General features: G+C 56.9%; 15 protein-coding genes and 3 tRNA genes. 6 read left to right on the top strand and 12 right to left on the bottom strand.

The genetic code is table 11. The features are described from left to right. Window positions 1-94: 94 nt before the first annotated feature. The 7 genes from LG373_RS03185 to loaP are packed head-to-tail and all read right to left on the bottom strand — an operon-like array spanning window position 95 to window position 7637. Window positions 95-1150, bottom strand: a complete 1056-nt coding sequence (locus LG373_RS03185) for a hypothetical protein (RefSeq protein ID WP_225748969.1) — start codon at window positions 1148-1150, stop codon at window positions 95-97. A gap of 4 nt (window positions 1151-1154) precedes the next feature. Beyond that, complete coding sequence (locus LG373_RS03180) at window positions 1155-2351, bottom strand: glycosyltransferase family 4 protein (protein ID WP_225748968.1); 1197 nt, start codon at window positions 2349-2351, stop codon at window positions 1155-1157. A 28-nt stretch (window positions 2352-2379) separates the two neighbouring features. Beyond that, window positions 2380-4311 (bottom strand): hypothetical protein, encoded by a 1932-nt coding sequence (locus LG373_RS03175; RefSeq protein WP_225748967.1) that lies wholly within the window; start codon window positions 4309-4311, stop codon window positions 2380-2382. Continuing rightward, window positions 4304-5437, bottom strand: coding sequence for a glycosyltransferase (locus tag LG373_RS03170; protein WP_225748966.1), 1134 nt, complete (start codon window positions 5435-5437; stop codon window positions 4304-4306). The genes LG373_RS03175 and LG373_RS03170 overlap by 8 nt, the downstream gene beginning before the upstream one ends. Continuing rightward, complete coding sequence (locus LG373_RS03165) at window positions 5437-6270, bottom strand: glycosyltransferase (RefSeq protein WP_225748993.1); 834 nt, start codon at window positions 6268-6270, stop codon at window positions 5437-5439. The genes LG373_RS03170 and LG373_RS03165 overlap by 1 nt, the downstream gene beginning before the upstream one ends. A gap of 23 nt (window positions 6271-6293) precedes the next feature. Beyond that, the gene (locus LG373_RS03160; RefSeq protein WP_225748965.1) at window positions 6294-7076 is read right to left on the bottom strand and encodes a sugar transferase; all 783 of its coding nucleotides are present in this window, start codon (window positions 7074-7076) and stop codon (window positions 6294-6296) included. A gap of 48 nt (window positions 7077-7124) precedes the next feature. Then, entirely contained in the window at window positions 7125-7637 is a 513-nt protein-coding gene (loaP, locus tag LG373_RS03155) for an antiterminator LoaP (protein WP_225748964.1), read from the bottom strand. Between the two features lie 53 nt (window positions 7638-7690). On the opposite strand from loaP, the gene LG373_RS03150 reads away from it, so the two are divergent. Beyond that, the gene (locus LG373_RS03150; protein WP_225748963.1) at window positions 7691-8197 is read left to right on the top strand and encodes a helix-turn-helix domain-containing protein; all 507 of its coding nucleotides are present in this window, start codon (window positions 7691-7693) and stop codon (window positions 8195-8197) included. 854 nt (window positions 8198-9051) lie between these two features. Here the strand turns inward: LG373_RS03150 and LG373_RS03145 are convergent. From LG373_RS03145 to tig, 4 genes are all read right to left on the bottom strand, one after another. Further along, a complete protein-coding gene (locus LG373_RS03145; protein WP_225748962.1) occupies window positions 9052-11718 on the bottom strand; it encodes a valine--tRNA ligase in 2667 nt (888 codons plus the stop codon). 93 nt (window positions 11719-11811) lie between these two features. Next, window positions 11812-13200: an ATP-dependent Clp protease ATP-binding subunit ClpX gene (gene clpX, locus LG373_RS03140; RefSeq protein WP_225748961.1), complete on the bottom strand. Its 1389-nt coding sequence runs from the start codon at window positions 13198-13200 to the stop codon at window positions 11812-11814. Between the two features lie 17 nt (window positions 13201-13217). Further along, a complete protein-coding gene (locus LG373_RS03135) occupies window positions 13218-13844 on the bottom strand; it encodes an ATP-dependent Clp protease proteolytic subunit (RefSeq protein ID WP_114567971.1) in 627 nt (208 codons plus the stop codon). 170 nt (window positions 13845-14014) lie between these two features. Continuing rightward, complete coding sequence (gene tig / locus LG373_RS03130; protein ID WP_225748960.1) at window positions 14015-15448, bottom strand: trigger factor; 1434 nt, start codon at window positions 15446-15448, stop codon at window positions 14015-14017. 413 nt (window positions 15449-15861) lie between these two features. Between tig and LG373_RS03125 the strand changes: the two genes are divergently transcribed. The 3 genes from LG373_RS03125 to sstT all read left to right on the top strand — a co-directional run bounded on the left by LG373_RS03125 (window position 15862) and on the right by sstT (window position 17754). Next, on the top strand, window positions 15862-16224 hold the full coding sequence (locus LG373_RS03125; RefSeq protein ID WP_114567973.1) for a hypothetical protein: 363 nt from the start codon (window positions 15862-15864) through the stop codon (window positions 16222-16224). An 81-nt stretch (window positions 16225-16305) separates the two neighbouring features. After that, window positions 16306-16390, top strand: a tRNA-Leu gene (locus LG373_RS03120). 104 nt (window positions 16391-16494) lie between these two features. Continuing rightward, window positions 16495-17754, top strand: coding sequence for a serine/threonine transporter SstT (gene sstT, locus LG373_RS03115; RefSeq protein ID WP_114567974.1), 1260 nt, complete (start codon window positions 16495-16497; stop codon window positions 17752-17754). 126 nt (window positions 17755-17880) lie between these two features. On the opposite strand, the gene LG373_RS03110 is transcribed toward sstT, so the two are convergent. Beyond that, complete coding sequence (locus LG373_RS03110; protein WP_225748959.1) at window positions 17881-19428, bottom strand: NYN domain-containing protein; 1548 nt, start codon at window positions 19426-19428, stop codon at window positions 17881-17883. Between the two features lie 219 nt (window positions 19429-19647). On the opposite strand from LG373_RS03110, the gene LG373_RS03105 reads away from it, so the two are divergent. Both LG373_RS03105 and LG373_RS03100 read left to right on the top strand, forming a co-directional pair. Next, window positions 19648-19724: transfer RNA gene (locus LG373_RS03105), tRNA-His, on the top strand. Between the two features lie 89 nt (window positions 19725-19813). Beyond that, a tRNA-Lys gene (locus LG373_RS03100) sits at window positions 19814-19889 on the top strand. The last annotated feature ends 110 nt before the right edge of the window (window positions 19890-19999 follow it).

The raw sequence follows: 19999 nt of genomic DNA, 5'->3' as shown, positions 1-19999 counted from the left end.
ACGCTTTCCCATATCCTTCGCATATCCTAAGTTGGCGTTTTTACGGTTGCTAAGGTTGATGGGATTATAAAAACCGCTGGTCAGACTGCTGCGGTTATTTGAAATGACTATATTTGTTAAGGAAAGCATAACCTCCAAAGAACAGAGCGGACGGGACGAGCCCGTACCTTAGAAATACATGACAATAGGCATTATCCACGATAAAGAACATCGGCCGACCGTACTCATCGTGAAAAATGGGGGCTTGGGCTTCGAAATTAAAGCCAAAGAGGCTAACAGGCGACAGTTCATAGTATCCATGCATAAGATACAATCTGCCGGACATAAGATCGTTGATTTTGAACAGCAGTGCGTTCGAAGGCGTATAAGCCACCATGGCAAAGAAACTAAAGGCCGCGATGACGACTATCATTGCAACGAAAACAATCGTCAACCGTCTCCTTGTCCCTTTTGTTTTCGCATTGTAAAAACAAAGCAGGATTGCTATCTGAACAATGGCAAGCATAGAAGCGGTTCTCGAATAGGCAACCGTCCAACAAAAGACCGAAATACATAAAAGAACAACGATGTCAGGAGCTGGGTTTTTTCCAAATCGCAATACTGAAAGGGAAATGCCGACAAGCAAAGCATAGACGCCCAACGAATTAGGATGCTGAAAGCCAAGCGCCCATCGAGTAGAGCTCCCGCTTGCAATGCCTATGTTTTCAATAACGCCGGCAAACGAGAACTGCACGGTTACCATCAATACGATAGACGTAACCAACAATGCAACGGCAGCAAGCGGTCTAATTCTAATGCCTTTTCCGCAAACCACGAACAGGGCAAGCCAAAACAGGCTCCCCACAGACGATTGAGTCCATGAAATAAAACCTATCGAGACGAGAAAAAAAGACAAGAGCCAGTTCACCGGCCTTGACCCCTGGATCAGCATCTTTATCGCGAGAAGAAAAAGAGCAGCAACTTCCAAAAGTACATTAAACACATCGATAGGCATAAAGAGGAACCATTCGAAAGTCGTCCTCTCTAGGCCGCACATAAGTGAATAGCAGGCAAATGCAGCATAATAGCAAAATTCAGAAAAAGGCAGCTCTTTTAGCTCTTCCCACAAGGCGCGCGGCCTTAAAATTGCGACTGCTTTTGTCTGCGGCATTCTTCTACGCTCCATGATTACGCGCAGGGGTTCCCTGGCACCTCAATAAATCATCGTAAACCCCCTGAACTGCATTGGCGCTCTCCTCAGAAGAGAAGCGCCCGCCGTTCTCACGCGCAGATCTGGAAAGCTTCGTCCGCAGCGCCGGATCATCAAGCAACTTGCTCAACTGCTCCGCAAGCCCAAAACCGCTCTGAGCCTTCGCATAAACAAGACCGTTTATCCCATTCTCAACAAGCTCAGGAAAAGCGCCAGAATCCGACACAACAGGTACGACGCCGCATACCGAATACTCGATAACCGTTCGACCAAATCCCTCGTTGGAAGAGCAAGCCATCCCGATGTCAAACCTCGGGATAAGAGTCCAAACATCATCAACAACCCCGTGAAGCGAAAGGGCATTCTCCAACCCGTTCTCCGCGACAAAACGGGAAATCTTTTTGCGAACCTCTTTGGAGCCCCCGCCATAAATATCCATTGTTACAGTCTCCCCATGTCTATCCACGAGAAGTCTGAAAGCATTAACCGCATCCCAGACACCCTTCGCCGGAACGTATCCTCCAAGAAAAAGAAGTTTCGTCGATTTATTGTCCTTAAAAAAAGGAATCCCTTTGCCCATATCCTCAGGGATACGCACGCCGTCATGAACAGTACGGACTTTGTCGTTCGGAATGCCCAGACCGATCCAATAACGTGCAGTAGACTCGGAAATCGCCACAAACATATCGGCACCCCGTGTAAGGTAACCAACCGGATCGGACCTGAAACTCCAGCAGTTGAAATGCGCGAAAGAGCATTCTCTGAGATGTACAACATGTGGAATCCTATAGCGCCTTGACAAAAAGATGCCCAGATCGTTTCTGGGTACATTGCTATGAATGACATCTACGGTCGAAAAATCCACCGTCTCGGCAGCGATCGCTGCCGAGACAAACAAGCCTCGAATGTACCTCGCGAACTCGAATAGGTACTTTGCAGGAGCCTTCCACTTCGCATTCGGTCGAGGAACAAGAAAAGACCCATGCTTAGTCACGACGGTCCTTGCGCCGAGAGATTCAAGGTTATCGTTAAACGCCGACCGCTGCGAGGTGAGCACGGTGCATTCACAGCGCCCCGATTTAACAAATTCCTCACATAGTTCAGTAAGCGCCTTTGCAGCACCGCCTTCCGTAACCACATCAGAGATGAACAGGATATGCATGCGATTCGAGATCAATTCTTTGCCGTCTTCAGCCGTTGTTCCCTCTAAACAGACGTTTCGCTGTTTTCAAGATTCGCCAATAGTTTATGGGAAGCTTCAATAGGCGATTCAGAAATGCTGGCTTCCAGTAACAAACGCTCATCTCGGAAACTAAGTCGCGTGGGTTTATAAGGTAATGAAACAGTGTGCGGCTCGGCTTCGCTAGGGGCAAGATCTCCTGATAGGCGAAAACGCAGTCTCCGAGAACATCGGCCTCTTCACGCGACGGCTTGAGGCCCAACGAATAAAGAGCTTTAGCAGCATCCATAATATCGATGAAATTATAGCGACTCCAGTTGCGTGTCTTGTAATCGCTAGCAAACTCCAATGCCGCATCCTGCACCGCAAACAACGGAGAACTAACGTTTTCGCCATCCGCTTCATACGACTCGAAATCGATTGTCGCCCGGTTCGAGTCGTCAAGTCGATACCGTCGCGCAGAACCATGCGGCGCTACAAAGAAAGCTTCGACGAGCGCATTGAACCATTCCTCATCCGACGCCGCCCGCTCTTCCTTTCCTTTGGAGAAAAGGAAGCCGCGCATATCTTGTCTATCGACCCATCTGCTTTTTGGCGAAACGCCAAGGTAAAACCCCTTTACAGCAATATCCATGCCTAATTCCACAAAAGCGGTCTCCAGCGCGTGCTGAATGCTGCCTCGCCACCCGAGATCGACGAACCCAACAACACGGCAACCTTTGAACGCGCTCTTGAAGTAAGCCCCCATTGCCTCGAACTCTAATCGAGAGTTCTTTTTCACCGCAGGAGCAACATCCCCAAACAATGAAGCAAACTTCTCGTTTCGAGCAAGATCGTCCACCCGCAATCGATCACTCGGAACAAAGCCGTATTTCAGTGAAAGCTCTTCGGCCTCATCTCCGTCAAGCCCGAGCCGCGTAAGTAGTTCCGATAGTTGCATCTCATAACCAAGTCCTGCGGTGCCAACAAAACCTTCGAGCCCTTCGTTGAGCCATAGCAGTGGAACCGTTGTGGAACGACGAGAGGCTAACAGGTATTCGCACTGCTCATCGGAATACAGAATCTCATAGAACCGCTTCATTAGATAGCCATCTCGAGCGACGAAAAACAACTTGTCTATGCCTTCGTCTTCCTTTCGCTCGTGAATCCACTCGCAAAATTTTGCAAGGATAGGCCCTAGGATCGAATAACCAACCTTATAACAAACGGAAGGGTTTACAGTTTCATATCTGTTTGCGAAGCATTTAGTTTTTTGAGAGGGGAAGATATTTCGAGCCATGCGATCAACGAAAACCCTTAGAGGCGAGATCGGCTTACCGAAACGAAGCAATGTTGCGTTCAGACCAAGTTTACGCGGACTTAGATAGTCCGAAAATAAATCATCTCCAAGGTGGGTAATATCGCCCGCCTGAACGTTCAGATCAACCATTGCAAGCTTGAACAAGCTGCCGTTCCGTTTAGTTTCTCCGTACTCGCACGAGACATACAGCTTCGAATAACCCTCTATGCCGCAATTCGCAAGTATTTTCTCGATTGCCTCTTTCGACAGATACATATCAGACGCAAGTACCACAAGTTTGCACGATTGAACGCAATGATTGAAGAGGTCAATGCCGCTAGGAACAGGGATACAAAAATCGATTTCGGCCTGCAACTCGTAATCCATGAGCTGTTTGGCAACCTCTCGCGAGAACCCTCTTTCAAGACGCAAATATATGTCCTCAAGTCTCATCTTTCCAGCACCAACAGCCTCGATCGACTCTTTTTCGGCATCAAGCCGCTTGGCAGCAAAACCCCATGCTGCAAGGCCTTCGTCAACCGCCCGCTGCTCTACGTATTCAAAGACGGATTGCGGGGAGCCGCAGGCCCGCGTTACAAGCGTATCGAAAATGTCGAAAAACACGACCGGCGAGTCAAGAGAGAGCATCAACTTGCTACCCAATGGAACCACCGGCCCCATCGCCTGCGTTCAGGATCTTGGCGACAAGACAGGATGCATCATCTGCGGAGAATCCCGCACGCGCCACCCTTTCTGAGTAGAACAAGCGATTTGTTTCGCTCGTACCCATCTCAACCGCAACCGATGCCCAGGCCCCCTCTCCCGCCTCAAGCGGCATAATGCGCACTAGATCCGTAATACCTACCTCTTTCGGAAGCGTACCGGATGCCAAAACGCTGCAGCCAGAGCATTGACTCTCAACGACCGCAAAAGGAAGACCCTCGAAAAGGGAGGGCATCAAGAACACATCCAATGCAGAAAAGTAAGGTGCGGGATCGGGCAAGTAGCCAGTCATATGGAAGCTTTCTTCAAGTCCAAGCCTAACTACTAGCTCCTCGGTCTCGCTACGCATGTCGCCGTCGCCGACCATGAGATAATGAGCAAAAGGATCGAGTTTTTTTATTTCAGCGAAAGCTCTGACTTGAAATAATGGATTTTTCGTAGCAGAGACGCGACCGATGCTCCCCGCAAGAAACGAGCTTGCCGGAATCCCGAGTTTGCATCTGATTCGTTCACGGGCATTAGGATCAAACGCGAAACGACGAGTGTCTATGCCATTATTAACAAACACGAAGGGTTTTTTATTAAAAAGATAGCGGCCAGCGTCATCCGAACATGCAAGACAAGCTGTGGCACTACCGCTTAAAAACAACTGGGCAAACTTATGGGCAACCGTCTTTGCAGCCGTCATATTGGGACCAAAAGTGGAGTTATGGGAGTGAACCAAACGAACAGGTACGCCGCGGCGACGGGCGACCTCCGAATAGAGAAAGCCCATGCCGTTCATTGTATTGACATAAACGGCATCGTATTGTCTTTTTTTGAGGATCCTTTCAAATGCAGCAGAACCTTCTCTCAGACGTTTAAGCTGCCCGGGGCGATAACCATTGAAAACCGAATACCTTTCGATGCCCAGTGCGCAAAGTTCGCTATCGTAGGAACTATTCCACTCCCATGTAGAAAACAAAACAAACTCGAACCCATTGTTCTGCAGGCAACGAAACATGTTCATAAGAAATGATTCAATTCCACCCTGTCCCCAAGCCTCAACGTAAACGAGTACCTTCATTATTTGCCTACTTTGATTTCAATATCGTTATTAGACTTTCGAAGAAGTCGCTTATACACAAACGAACGTATAGAATTCGGCATCATACACACGGCGGCGTGCGGGAAAAACGACACGCAGAAATCAGCAGGAGCGAAATAGCCAGACCTCAGCTGGGCCTTTTTGAACTCGTATGCATGGCCCAGATACTTACGACCACCGCGACGAGCGAAGAAGTCAACACTCACACGCATGGCAACAAGGACCTCGTGCAAGTTTCGCGCTTTGCAACCATGGGACAACATGCGGTTAAATAAATCCCAATCTTCAAAGAACAGAAAATCAGAACTATAGTTCCCCGCTTCGATAACCTTACTTTTTTTAAACATCATCGAAGGATGGCGGAAAGGATTTCGTCGCTTTGAGTACTCCGCAATATCCTTAGGCTCTTCGGGAAGATCCGAGCAAGAAACCGGCTCTTTTGGAGAAGAAACGAATTCGATAACCTGGCTTCCAAGCATATCAAGAAAAGGATCTGCTTCGAAAGCGTCGAGTTGCTTCTCGATGCGTCTTGGATGTGCGACGTCATCCGTGTCCATGCGAGCAATGAACTCGCATTCGCATGAAAGCACACCCTGTTCCAATGCAAAACCCAGTCCGCGATTCTCTTTGTAGGATACGAGTTTAAACAAACCTGGATACGAATTATCAAATCTATTAAGCACGCAATCAAGCTCAGGCGTGAGGAAGCCATCCTCCACAACGACGATCTCGTACGGCTTGACGGTCTGAGCAAGTAAGCTCTCGATAGATTCCCTCAAATACTGAGGACTCTCCTTGCCATACACGCTCATAAGGACGCTGTAAGGCCGATAGCTCATTGTCCCCTCCGCATTGCTTTGAACGTGCGAAAAAACACACGGGCATCAAGGCTGAGACTCGCATTCTGCACGTAGAAAAGCTCGAGCATCTGGCGAGATCCACCCATCCAGGTAGCTCTGTTCCTGTCGGTAACCTGCCACCAACCCGTGATACCCGGAGCCACGCTAAGAAGCATTTTTCGCTCATCTAGAGTAAAATGCTGATTCAACTCATCAACGGTAATGGCACGCGGCCCGATAATGCTGATGTGACCAAAAAGCACATCAATAAACTGAGGTAGTTCATCCAAGCTAGCGGCTCTGATCAATTGCCCTAAAGGCGTGATCCGGGGATCATTATCAACTTTTCTCTCTCGTTTCCAGAGTTTAAGTTGATCTTCCGAAAAGTACTTTTCGACGTCGTCAGAATCTACCACCATCGTGCGAAACTTTTTAATGCGAAAAGTCTTGCCATTCTTCCCGATCCTCGTCTGGGTATATATAGGAGATCCCTTCGTGTCGACTGCAATTGCAATAGACAGCAACGCGCAGGGCAAGAAGCCGACGACAACAACGACCCCGCTGAAAAGAATGTCAAACACCCTCTTTGTTACCTTATACCCGAACGATCTATGATCCAAAGATCGACAAGCCTCGGCGAATTCCCTCGAACCTACTTGGACCTCAACTTCATCCTCAGGAACAGCGTCGGCCGCAATCAAGGAAACCAAGCAGCTCCCCTCCGCCACGAGCTCCTCCGCATCAACCGATCTACTTATCGGTTGGCCTTTCTCTTCCATAATGCGACCCAAGCGGTCAGCACCCCCCCCCCCGTCGGACGATTCCGCTCATGCGGACTTCCTCACAATCTCAAGTCCCACACTGGCGGGAACGGTACGACCGAACAGCGTCACGTCGATGTAGGCACGGCGCTTGTGGCGGTCGATCTTGCGAATGTCGCCTTCAAAGCCCATAAGCGGACCACGCGTGACGGTAATCTTGTCTCCCGCGATGTAGCCCTCGCTCATGCGCACCACATGAGCGCCGTCCATGAACGACAGGAACCAATCACGCTCTTTGTCTGTCAGCGGAAAGAACGAGTTCTCCTCATTGCCCAGCAACTTAATAGGCATGGGAACGCCCAGCAGGTCCTTATGCAGCTCATTCACATCGCCAGTCACGAAAAACAGGTACCCCGGGAACAGCAAGCGCTTCACCAGGCGCCACTCCCCGCGTATCTTCCACAGCACCTCGTACTCGGGCATGAAGCAATCTTCCATGGCGGATGGGCGCACCAGTTTCTTGCACATCTCAAGCGTCGACGACTCGCGTCCTGCTTGCACTTGCGCCACGTACCACATGCTGCTCCCCTTTCCCGCCACGCTCGCACCGAATTTCGCCAAAAGAAAAGAGGATGAATAGCTGCGCACTGTCGACTTGCGACGATCGACCGAAAAGGCCCGTGCAGCTATTCATCCTCTTTTCGATCAGCGAAACGCGCTTAGCGACGATTGCGCCATCAAAAGATATGTGCGCATCCTTTCAGATGCTTTGGTTGTTGCTTATATACAACAACTATTTCGAAAGTAAATGGGCATCAATTGCCCATCACCCTCCTTACGTTTCGTACAATGTTGTATATAGTCCGTTGTTATCTATACAACACCCACGATACGCTGCGATAATGCGAAATACTCTTCAAATAAAAGTCGGGTTACGGATCAAGGACCTTCGCGCTGCCTGCGATGTCAGCCAAGAGCGATTTGCCAATAAAATAGGCATGGATCGCACGTACCTGGCATCGATAGAAGTTGGTCAGCGCAATGTCACCTTGCAAAACCTTGCGAAGATCGCAAACGGCTTCGATATGACTCTATCTGAGTTCTTCGAAGGCATTCCCCAGATCGATCCAAACGGATAGCCAAGGTAGCCCTCAAATCAATGTTCGCTTATCACCGTTAAGATTATAGCGACTTGTTGTATAAATACAACAAGCAGGTAACGAAAAACGTTAAATGTTAGACGAGCGGCATATAAGCGTATAACGACCCGCTCCAAAGCACCTACGCCGGACAACGAAAGATCGCGGTCTGACCCCCCTCCCCCGGAGGACTCCGTCGGGGCGGCAGCGCAACCGCCGCGCTGGATCCCCGCTGGATGCATGCAAGCTCCATGTTGGATCCGTGCTAGATTCTCGCTAGATCCATGCAAGGCCCGCGCTGGATTCGTGCTAGATCCGCGCCGGAACCGCGAAGAAGCGCGCGAGCTCCGCGCTGGGCGCACGCCATCTGCGCGCTAGGCCGAGCCGCTATCATGGAAGGACGGATCACCAGGCGGCGAGGCTCCACGCCCCTTTCCACCCATGCCCCCGACGAAGGGAAAAACGGGAGGAGGTGGACGCCATGACCGATTTGGCTTTGATTACGGCGGCCGTCGAGCTGATCTCCAGCGTTATCGCGCTCGTCGCGGTAATAATAGAGAAGCTCCCAGTCCGAAAGGATAGGGAGCCCTAAGAAAAAGCCAAACCGCCGAAGCGATTCGAGAGCCGTGGGGAGTTAGCGCTCCCTGCGGCTCGCCATGTAGTATACGTGAAAGCTAACCGTAAACTCAAGCATCGAACAGGCGAATCCACGATGCCCGCACCGCCGTCAATGCCATCAATGCACGGTTCGGGCAACATCGTCCAAAACACGCGAGGCCTCACCGCCAAAAAAAAGCCGCCCTGCACAAGCAGGGCGGCCCAATTGCACAATATCGAGCTTACACCGAGAACGCTTATCCCAGCTCGGCCAGTTGCGCCTCCACGCGAGCCAGCTTGTCGGTCATCTCGGCATGCTTGGCACGGTCTTTCTCCACGATCTCAGGGGCGGCCTTCGCCAAGAAGCCCGGGTTCGACAGCTTCTTGTCCAGTTTGGCGGCATCGGCAGCAAGCTTGGCGCGCTCCTTCTCTAAGCGCTCGCGCTCGGCACCGAAGTCCACCAGGCCCGACAACACGATGTACACCTCAAGGCCCGGCGCCAGCGTCACGCTCGACTCAGCCGGCTTGTTCGCATCGGCTGCGATTTCCAGCGAAGCGGTGGTGCCCATGCCCTCGATCAAACCGCGCTGAGCCTCCAGCAAAGCCACGTCGGCCTCCCCCGCCTTCACGACCACGGCAAGCTCGGTCTTCGGAGAAATACCGTAGCGGGCGCGCGTGGAGCGAATGGCCGAAACCGTTTCCGTCACCATCTGGATGGCACGCTCGGCGTCGGCGTCCACGTACTGCGCAAGCGCCTCCGCATCGGGCCAAGCTGCGCCGATGAGGTACGGAGCCTCGCTCCGATCGATCGGCAGCTGCTGGTAAATCTCCTCGGTCACGAACGGCATGATGGGATGCAGCAGACGCAGCGCCTGGTCAAGCACGAACACCAGGTTGCGCTGGCAGGCCGCGCGATCCTCGGGCGATCCGTTCAGGCGCGCCTTCGAGAACTCGATGTACCAGTCGCAGAACTCGTTCCAGAAAAACGAGTACAGCTCGCGCGTGATCTCGCCGAACTCGAAAGCGCCGTACGCCTTGTCGAGACGCGCCACCAAACCGGCCAAACGCGAGAATATCCAGCGGTCGACCGGCGTCACGGGATCGGGAGCACCGGGTACGTAATCGTCCAGGTTCATCTGCACGAAGCGGGCGGCGTTGCGGATCTTGTTCGCGAAGTTGCGGCTGCTTTCCAGCTTCGCCTCGTTGAACTTGAGGTCCTGAGCACCCGTCACCTGCATAAGCAGGCCGAAGCGCATGCCGTCCGCACCGTAATCCTCCATCAAGCGCAGCGGATCCACGCCGTTGCCGCGGCTCTTCGACATAGGCTTGCCGTCGGCCGCCATAACGGTCGGATGAATGATGACGTGCTCGAACGGAATCTCGTCGCAGCAATACATCGAGGCCATCACCATGCGCGCCACCCACAAGCCCATGATGTCGCGCGCCGTGGACAGCACCTGCGTCGGGTACGCAGCCTTCATCTCCGGAGCGTCCATGCCCTCTTCGGTCCAGCCCATCGTGGCGAAGGGCCACAGCTGCGAGCTGAACCACGTGTCCAGCACGTCCTCGTCCTGACGCACAGGCGCGCCGCACACGGGGCATACGTCCACGTCCTCGACCGATGCGCCCTCCCAGCCGCACGCGTCGCAGTAGAACATGGGAATGCGGTGGCCCCACCACAGCTGACGCGAAATGCACCAGTCCTTGAGGTTGGCCAGCCAATCCAAGTACACCTGCTTCCAGCGTTCGGGATGGAACTGGATGGAACCGTCCTCCACCACGCGCGCCGCGTCCTTCTTGAGGCCGTCGACGGCCACGAACCACTGCTCGGACTCCCACGGCTCCAGCTTCGTGTGGCAGCGGTAGCAGGTCATGACGGAATGGTCGTGGTCCTCCACCTTCTCAAGCAGGCCCAGATCCTCGAACGCGGCCACGATAGCCTCGCGGGCCTCGTCGCGATCCATGCCGCTGAACTGGCCGTAGCCTTCAACCACGTGAGCCGTCTCGTCGAAGATGTTGATGCGCTCAAGACCGTTGCGCTCGCCCATGGCCCAGTCGTTCGGATCGTGCGAAGGCGTGGTCTTCACGCAGCCCGTGCCGAACTCCATGTCCACGTGCCAGTCGGCGAAGATGGGAATCTCGCGACCCACAAGCGGCAGCGTCACCGTCTTGCCCACCAGATGAGCGAAGCGCTCGTCCTTCGGATTCACCGCAACGCCCGTGTCGCCCAGCATGGTCTCGGGGCGGGACGTGGCCACCACCAGGTACTCCAGATCGCCTTCAGGCTGCGTCAAGGGATAGCGCAGGTACCACAGATGACCTGCTTCGTCCACGTACTCGGCCTCGTCGTCGGCAATGGCCGTGGTGCAGTGCGGGCACCAGTTCACGATGCGCTTGCCCTTGTAGATCAAGTCGTCGTTGTACCAATCCACGAACAGCTTGCGCACGGCCTTCACGTAGCCCGGCTCCAGCGTGAAGTGCTCGTCGTCGTAATCGCACGAGCAGCCCATGCCCTTGACCTGGTTCACAATGGTGGTGCCGTACTCTTTGTACCAGTCGTAGCACGCTTCGATGAACGCCTCGCGCCCGATTTCCAAACGGCTGATGCCCTGGTCGGCAAGCTTCTTGTCCACCTTGGTCTGCGTGGAGATGCCCGCATGGTCGGTTCCCAGGATCCAACGCGTGGGCCGTCCCTGCATACGCGCGCGGCGAATGCAGGTGTCCTGGATGGTATCGTTCAGCGCATGGCCCATGTGCAGCACGCCCGTGATGTTCGGCGGCGGAATCACGATGGTGTACGGCTGGCCCTTCTTGGCGCCGAAGCCTTCGCCGCGCTGAAAGTAGCCGGCATCTTTCCACGCCTCGAACAGCGGACGCTCGTGCGCGGCGAAATCGTAGTCGATCTTCTTTCCGTTATCAGCCATGTCGGCTCCCTCATCCTCGCGTCTCTCAAACCGAAAGCGGGCGCGCCGCCTATTCGCGATCCGCCCGCTCGTACCTACCTATACCGTCCGGCGCTAAGCGCTCTGCAGCTGCTCCGCGTCCTCGACCGCCTCGATCTGGGGCTTCGTCTCCCCTGTAATGTCCGTGGCCTGGATGGTCACGCGGGAAAGCCCGTCCTGCTCGGGAAGATCGTACATCACGTCCTGCAGCACGCGCTCGCAGATCGAACGCAAGCCGCGTGCGCCCGTGCCGTGTTCGACGGCCTCGTGCGCGATAGCGCGCAGGGCCTCGGGCTCGAACGTCAGCTCCGACTCCTCGAACTCGAACATCTTCGTGTACTGCTTCACCAGAGCGTTCTTCGGCTCGGTCAGAATGCGCACGAGATCTTCCTCGGAAAGCTCCGAAAGCGACGTGACCACCGGAATGCGTCCCACGAACTCGGGGATCATGCCGTACTTGTTCAGGTCTTCGGGCAGTACCTGAGCCAAAAGCTCAGCTTCGGCCTTCTTCTTGCTCTCGGGCAGCTCGGCGTTGAAGCCCAGACCCTTCTTGCCCACGCGCTCGGCGATGATGTCGGCCAGGCCGACGAACGCGCCGCCCAGGATGAACAGGATGTTCGTGGTGTCGATATGGATGAGCTCCTGCTGAGGATGCTTGCGGCCGCCCTGGGGCGGAACGCTCGCCTCCGTGCCCTCCACGATCTTCAACAGCGCCTGCTGAACGCCCTCGCCCGACACGTCGCGCGTGATGGACAGGTTCTCGGCCTTGCGCGCCACCTTGTCGATCTCGTCGATGTAGATGATGCCGATCTCGGCGCGCGGAATGTCGAAGTCCGCCGAGGTGATGAGCTTGAGCAGGATGTTCTCAACATCCTCGCCCACGTAGCCGGCCTCGGTCAGCGTGGTGGCGTCCGCGATGGCGAACGGCACCCGCAGCGTGCGGGCCAGCGTCTGCGCCAACAGCGTCTTGCCCGAGCCGGTGGGGCCCAGAAGCATGATGTTGCTCTTTGCAAGCTCGACATCGCCGTCTTCGCCGTCGGCGCCCAGGCTGATGCGCTTGTAGTGGTTGTACACCGCCACGGACAAGGCGCGCTTCGCCTGCTCCTGCCCCACCACGTGCTCCGAAAGCTCGGCGTACAGCTGATGCGGGGTCGGCAGGTCGGCCAGCACGTCCTCGGGCGCGGGCTCAGCCGCGACGGGCTCGCCTTGCGCGCCTACGCGGGCATGGCGTCCCGACGCCGCTCGGGACGCCGGCTCCGATCCCTCGGCCTCGAAGCCGGGGACCGTCAAGCCCAAGTCGCGCATCATGGCGTCGGCGCACACGGAAATGCACTCATCGCAAATGTAAATGCCGTTCGGGCCCGAGATCATCGCAGCCACCTGGTGCGGGCGTTTGCCGCAGAAGGCGCATGCAATGTCTTCGGGACTCCGACCGTCGAATTCGTCGTCGCGTCTGTCGTTCATGTATCCTGTTCGCTTCTCTACTCGTTGGAGCCGGGAACCGCGGCGCGCGACGTGGTGATGCGGTCGACCAGACCGTATGCAACCGCCTCTTCCGCCGTCATGTAGTTGTCGCGCTCCGTGTCCTTCTGGATGGTTTCGAGCGTTTGGCCCGTGTTGTCCGCCAAGATCTTGTTCAGGCGGTTGCGGGTTTTCAGCATGAAGTCCGCAACGATGGCGATCTCGGTCTGCTGGCCCTGCGCTCCACCGGACGGCTGGTGGATGAGCACCATGGAGTTCGGCAGGCACAGGCGCTTGCCCTTCGCGCCGTTGGACAGCAGCACGGCGCCCATGGAAGCGCACTCGCCCAGGCAGATGGTGGACACATCGCACTTGATGAAGTCCATCGTGTCCAGAATGGCCAGGCCAGCCGTCACGGAGCCGCCGGGAGAGTTGATGTACAGGGAGATGTCCTTGTCGGGATCGGCGCTCTCAAGATGCAGCAGCTGCGCAACCACGGAGTTCGCCACGTTGTCGTCGATGGCCTCTCCCAAAAAGATGATGCGCTCGTTGAGCAGGCGAGAGTAGATGTCGTAGCTGCGCTCGCCGCGCGGCGACTGCTCGATGACGTAGGGAATCAGCGCTGATTTAGGAGTGATGATGCTCATTGCGTATGCCTCGCTTATCTCTTACGGCCGCTCGGCGGCCCTGCTTGCAGATAGTGCTGTATGCACGTGCCGTATCGTGGTGCAAGGCTAGGGTACCGTATCGTCACCTCGGCCCGCCCGATGTGCACGCAAAAAGCGCGCAATACGGACGGGCCGAGGCACGTGCGATGTTATTCGGCGTCGTCAGCCTTGACCTCGACGGCCTCTTCCTTCTTTTCGGCGGCCTTCTTCGGCGCAGCCTTCTTCTTGGCGGCAGCCTTCTTGGCCGGCTTCTTGCCCTCGTCCTTCTTGGACAGGTCGAGCTCGGTCACCACGGCGGTGTCCATAAGGTCCTTGACGGCCTTCGTGCGCAGAACGCCCTGACGCACCATGTGCAGCTGGCCGTTCGCGCGCCACTCGGCCTGCAGGGCTTCGGGGTTCTCCACGCCGCTCTTCACGAACTCGTCGGTAACTTCCTCGTCGGAAACGCTCATGCCGGCATGGCGAGCCCATGCGTCAAGCGCCAGATCCTGCTTGGCCATGTCGGAAGCCTGCTGCTTCACGTCGGCCTTGAACTGGTCGGGCGTAAGGCCCTGCTGCATAAGGTACACGTCGAAGGTCATGCCCTGCGCCTGCATCTGCTGGAAGAAGTCCTGGATCAGGCTTGCTTCGTTCTCTTCGACCATGCCTGCGGGAACCTCGCCCTCGAGGCGCTCGGAGATCGCGTTGAGGCATGCGTTCTCCTTCAGGCGCGGCATGAGGTCGGCCTTCTGCTGCGTCACGGTCTCGGCGATGCGGGTGCGCAGATCCTCCACGCCCTCGAAGCCCAGCGTCTCCTTGACCCACTCGTCGTTCACTTCCGGCATGATCTTCTTCTTGACGACCTTGACCTCGACCTCGAAGTTGATCTTCTCGGTCTTGCCCTGCAGCGCGGACAGCATGATGGGGGCGTCGGCCGGCATGTCGAGCGTGAACGTTGCGGTCTGACCCTTCTTCAGGCCCACCAGCTGCTCGTCGAACTCAGCCGGGAACAGGCCCGCGCCCAGACCGTAGGGGCGGTTCTCCGTAGTGAGGGAGGGAATGTCCTCGCCCTTGTCGTCGGTGGCCTTCATGGCCAGGTCGATGTAGCTGTCTTCCTTCACCTTCGTGGCGGCGGCAGCATCCTCGTACGTGTAGTAGTGCTCGCACAGAGCCTCGACCTGATCGTCGATCTCCTGCTCGGTCACGCCTTCGGCAGGAAGCTCGATGGCAACCGGCTCGTAGCCGGACAGCTCGAACTCGGGCTTGACGGCGATCGTGAAGGAGAACGTGTAGTCCTTGCCGCTCTCCACCAGGTCCGTGTCCTCGAACTCAGGCTTGGCGATGGGGTACAGATCGCAATCGTCGATGGCGAGAGGATAGGAACCGTTGACCACGTCGTCGGTCACCGTCGCGCGGACGGCTTCCTTGCCCAGAGCGTTGTCGATAACCGGACGCGGGGCCTTGCCCTTGCGGAATCCGGGGAAATTGTACTTGTTGGCGAAGTCCTTGTAGGTCTTCTTGATGCGGGCGTCGACATCCTTAGCATCAACGGTAACGGTCACTTTCGTGCGGTTATCCTGCAATGCCTCAACTTTTGTTTCCACGTAACTATCCTCCATCATTCTTATGTCGCCTATGCGGCTTTCGGCGTGCTTGCCCTGGCGCCCTCGACCGGCCGTTCATCGATCGAAACCGCGTACCGAGCACACCGAGACGGAATTATCGCATATATGGAGCCGTTGAGGAAGAGCGCTTGAAACAGGTTCACGAAGAACCTACCTACCGTCCGTTCGCAACGCGTCCGCAAGATTCGCCTGCGAAGCTTGCGGGCAAGCGCATGAAGCGGCGCGGCGCACGGCGACGCCGGCCGCGGTTTCGCGGGAAAAGCGCGTTGCGGCCGTCCTCGACCGGCAGCCAAGACCGGCGAAGGTTACGGTTGCGTTTCACGCTATCATTGCCGAACGGGTCACGGTATCATGATCGGGAAACGAATCTTAAACGCAGCAGCGGAGGTCCCATGCCCACCATCGATCTCAACCTTTTGCAAGAACGCGAGCTCGAGCGCCTGATCGACTACGAACGCTCGACGTGCACCGTCAACGGCGACCTCGTGTACCGCTGCGCGTTCCCCTACCGCCCCGACGACGATCTGCAAGTGGAGCTTCTCGAGCGCGGCGCGCTGGCCCGCAAAACCGACGAGCGTCGCGGCGCCGTGGTGTGCATCACCTCCGACGGCTACTCCTACTTCCCCGCCAAGCACCAAGAAGAGGTGGAGAAGCAGCGCGCTCACAAACGGGAATCCCGGCTTATCGGCCTGTCCGCCCTTTTCGCCGCGCTGTGCGTGATCACCGGATTTCTCCTAGGGCGATTCCTCGCGTAAAACATCCCCGCAGTCCCTGGTTCCATCGGTGCGCTTTTTTGCTATTATGTTCGGCGTGCGTTCTTGCACGCGCAACGTCGTGCGGGCGTGGCGGAATTGGCAGACGCGCCAGATTTAGGTTCTGGTGGGGAAACTCGTGAAGGTTCAAGTCCTTTCGCCCGCACCACTTGGGGGGAGGCTGCCCTGGGCACCCTCCCCCCAAGTGCATACATAGGACGCGAGCGACTGCGTTGCGCTGAGCCGTTCGCCGGGGAAAGGAATCCGTTCACGATGGAAACGATTAAGAAGATCGGGCGGGCGTGGAACTCCATAAGCCTGATCAAACGCATCTTGGTAGGCCTTGTCATCGGCGCCGCGCTCGGCGTGTTCGCGCCGGGCATCGAGGTGTTCGAGATCTTGGGCACGCTGTTCGTATCCGCCTTGAAAGCCGTTGCCCCCATCCTCGTGTTCTTCTTGGTAATCAGCGCGCTCGCAAACGCGAAAGCGGCCGGATCCATGAAAACGGTCGTGGTGCTGTACGTGGTTGGCACGTTCATCGCCGCGCTCGTGGCCGTGATCGCAAGCTTCCTGTTCCCCGTCGAGCTGACGCTTTCGGCCCCTACGGTCGACCAGAGCTCGCCCACCGGCGTGGGCGAAGTGCTGGGAACCCTTGTCACGAACATCGTGTCCAACCCGGTTGACGCGCTCATCAACGCGAACTACATCGGCATCCTCACCTGGGCCGTGCTGCTGGGCATCGCGCTGCGCGCGGCAACCCAGGGCACCAAAGACGTGTTCACCAGCATATCCGACGCCGTGTCGCAGGTTGTGCGCTGGATCATCTCGCTTGCGCCCTTCGGCATCCTGGGCCTGGTGTACACCTCCGTGAGCGCGAACGGCCTGGAGATCTTCACCGAGTACGGCCAGCTGCTGCTCGTCCTGGTGGGCTGCATGCTGTTCATCGCCTTGGTCACGAACCCCCTCATGGCGTTCTGGGGCATCCGCCAGAACCCCTACCCGCTGGTGTTCCGCTGCCTGAAGGACAGCGGCCTCACGGCGTTCTTCACCCGCAGCTCGGCCGCGAACATCCCGGTCAACATGGAGCTGTGCCGCAAGCTCGGCCTGGACAAGGACAACTATTCGGTGTCCATTCCCCTGGGCGCCACCATCAACATGGCGGGCGCTGCCGTGACCATCTCGGTCATGGCCATGATGGCGGCTCACACCATGGGCATCTCCATCGACCTACCCACCGCCGTCATCCTGAGCGTGCTGTCCGCCGTTTCCGCATGCGGCGCCTCGGGCGTTGCCGGCGGATCGCTGCTGCTCATCCCGCTGGCATGCTCGCTGTTCGGCATCAGCAACGACATTGCCATGCAGGTCGTGGGCATCGGCTTCATCATCGGCGTGGTGCAGGACTCCTGCGAGACCGCGCTCAACTCCTCCTCCGACGTGCTGTTCACCGCCACCGCCGAGTACCGTCAGTGGCGCAAGCAGGGCAAGGAGATCACCTTCGGCGCCGACGAGTTCAGCGAAAACGAAATGGCCTAGCGCCCGTTTCGACTGCACCGCGCAACCACGAAGGCCCCGCCTCCCCGTTCAATTGGGAGGCGGGGCCTTCTGCTTTCAGCCGGATTCAAGAAGGACGCCCGGGGAAGCCGCCCCGATCTCGCGCGCCTACTCGGCCAGACGCGCGAAGAAGTCCTTGCCGTTCTTCTCGATCTCGATGTCGTCCAGATCGGCGACGTAGGACCGGAACTGCGAATAGCCCAAATCCCGCACCTTGAAATCGCGGTACTTGGCGCGGACGCGCTTGGACAGCTCGGACACCGCCACCCCCTCGACGCCGGCGTCGCGGACAAGCTGGCGAACGAACCGATCGGGATTGGACGCGGGGCGCGACGCGGAAGCGCTCGATGCGACCTGATCGGCATCCGCCGTCGCAGCGGGCTGCTGCGACGCGGCGTCCTCGTTTGCGACCTGCTGCGAAGGCCGCTTCTCGGTCGCGTCGTCGCCGGCCGGTCGCGAGCGTTTGGCGCCCCCGCGCCTTCCGCGGCGCACGGGCTTGCGCACGCCCTGCTCGGGCCGGTCCGCAGAAGCATCCGAGGTTTCGGCGTCGGCCGCAGCGGCCGCTTCAGGCGCGCTCTCGGCTGCGGGAGCGCTCTCCGGAGCAGGCATCGCCTCATCCGCGGAAACAGGGGCCTCGTCGCTCGAGGAAGGCTGGTCCGACGCCTCCTTGGGCTGGGCGCCTTCGGCACCCCTGCGACGGCGCAGGGAGCGTCGAGCGGGCTTGGCGGCAGGTTCGCTCGCGGTTTCGGCTTCCGGCTTGCCCGCGGCTTCGGAGGCCAAGGCGGTTTCGGATTCCTTCTCGCGATCGGCCGGGGCGGGCTTATGCGCAGGCTTGCCCGCCGACCGGGACGGCTTGCGAGCCGGCTCGCTCGTCCCCTCCTTCTCCGCAGGCTTCGAAGCTTCCTTGGCCTCCGTCAGCTCGATAGCAACCGAGCTGCCGTCTTTGATGATCTGAACGCTGCCGAACTCGCCGAGGAGCTTCGTCAGCTGGTTGGTGCCGTAACTGCGCACGTCGAAGTCGGGATAGCGCTTGAGCAGACGGCTTCCCACCTCACCCACGCCGGTCGACTTCCCGTTGTTCTGGTTGTCGGTGATGATGTTGACCACGGCCTGCTCGATCTCCTCAATCGAGGGGCCCGTATTCTGCCCGCCTTGAGAATTGCCCTGGTCGCGATGGCCTTTGCCCTTGCCGCCCTTGCCGTTCGAATCCCCCAGCAAAAGCTCGAGCGTGGTGAAGATGTCGCACGCCTTGCGAAAAGCCGTGGGGGTTTTCTTCTCCCCCATGCCGATCACCGTCAGCCCGCTCTCGCGGATGCGGCTGGCCAGGCGCGTGAAGTCGCTGTCGCTCGACACGATGCAGAACCCCTCCACCGAGCGCGTGTACAGGATGTCCATCGCGTCGATGATCATGGCCGAGTCCGTGGCGTTCTTCCCTTGCGTGTACCCGAACTGCTGAATGGGCGTGATCGAGTTTTCCAGAAGCGCATCCTTCCATTTCGAATGAAGGGTGAGCGTCCAATCGCCGTAGATGCGCTTGTAGGTGACGGTGCCATATTTGGACAGTTCGTCGGTGATGGGCTTGATGTACTTCGCCGATACGTTGTCGGCATCGATGAGCAATGCGAATCGTTTTTCAGACGATGGCTTTATATCCATAAGTACTCCTTGATGGTAAGGAACGGGCTCAATGCCCCTTCCGCAACGCCGTGCAGCAACAACTCATTCGCGTATGCATGCCGTCTTGGCGTTCGATGTTGCGCTCATAGTACTCTAAAACCGCACATCAGGAGTAAATTACGAATATCCAGATACAATTTGTCCATATTCCTCTTGCATTCATGGAAAGAAATCCGTATACTTCCTCCTTGCGCCTTGGTGGGTGTAGTTCAGTCGGCTAGAACGCCAGATTGTGGCTCTGGAGGTCGTGGGTTCGAGTCCCATCATCCACCCCAGCGCAAGTTTTTGAAAAAAAGGTCTTGCACGGTCGATCGGAATGCTCTAAAATAGCAAACCGCTTCGCAAGAAAGGCGAGACGCAATAAGGACCGTTAGCTTAGTTGGTAGAGCAGGGGACTCTTAATCCCAAGGTCGTAGGTTCGAATCCTACACGGTCCACCATTTGAATGATAAGCCCCGATCAGGGGCTTTTTTCATGCCCTCTTCCCCGCTTTCGCAAAGGACGCAAACCAGCGCCGTGCGCAGAAAGAATTCCGCGCACGGCGCTTCCG

The sequence above is a fragment of the Paraeggerthella sp. Marseille-Q4926 genome, from assembly GCF_916618935.1.
Lineage (GTDB): Bacteria > Actinomycetota > Coriobacteriia > Coriobacteriales > Eggerthellaceae > Paraeggerthella > Paraeggerthella hominis.
This window is presented reverse-complemented; position numbering and strand designations above follow the sequence as displayed.

What these genes read in the sequence shown, in the direction of transcription:
- LG373_RS03185 (WP_225748969.1), bottom strand. Translation starts at nt 1,150, where the DNA reads ATGCCGCAGACAAAAGCAGTCGCAATTTTAAGGCCGCGCGCCTTGTGG.
- LG373_RS03180 (WP_225748968.1), bottom strand. Translation starts at nt 2,351, where the DNA reads ATGCATATCCTGTTCATCTCTGATGTGGTTACGGAAGGCGGTGCTGCA.
- LG373_RS03170 (WP_225748966.1), bottom strand. Translation starts at nt 5,437, where the DNA reads ATGAAGGTACTCGTTTACGTTGAGGCTTGGGGACAGGGTGGAATTGAA.
- LG373_RS03165 (WP_225748993.1), bottom strand. Translation starts at nt 6,270, where the DNA reads ATGAGCGTGTATGGCAAGGAGAGTCCTCAGTATTTGAGGGAATCTATC.
- LG373_RS03160 (WP_225748965.1), bottom strand. Translation starts at nt 7,076, where the DNA reads ATGGAAGAGAAAGGCCAACCGATAAGTAGATCGGTTGATGCGGAGGAG.
- loaP (WP_225748964.1), bottom strand. Translation starts at nt 7,637, where the DNA reads ATGTGGTACGTGGCGCAAGTGCAAGCAGGACGCGAGTCGTCGACGCTT.
- LG373_RS03150 (WP_225748963.1), top strand. Translation starts at nt 7,691, where the DNA reads ATGAATAGCTGCGCACTGTCGACTTGCGACGATCGACCGAAAAGGCCC.
- LG373_RS03145 (WP_225748962.1), bottom strand. Translation starts at nt 11,718, where the DNA reads ATGGCTGATAACGGAAAGAAGATCGACTACGATTTCGCCGCGCACGAG.
- clpX (WP_225748961.1), bottom strand. Translation starts at nt 13,200, where the DNA reads ATGAACGACAGACGCGACGACGAATTCGACGGTCGGAGTCCCGAAGAC.
- LG373_RS03135 (WP_114567971.1), bottom strand. Translation starts at nt 13,844, where the DNA reads ATGAGCATCATCACTCCTAAATCAGCGCTGATTCCCTACGTCATCGAG.
- LG373_RS03125 (WP_114567973.1), top strand. Translation starts at nt 15,862, where the DNA reads ATGCCCACCATCGATCTCAACCTTTTGCAAGAACGCGAGCTCGAGCGC.
- sstT (WP_114567974.1), top strand. Translation starts at nt 16,495, where the DNA reads ATGGAAACGATTAAGAAGATCGGGCGGGCGTGGAACTCCATAAGCCTG.
- LG373_RS03110 (WP_225748959.1), bottom strand. Translation starts at nt 19,428, where the DNA reads ATGGATATAAAGCCATCGTCTGAAAAACGATTCGCATTGCTCATCGAT.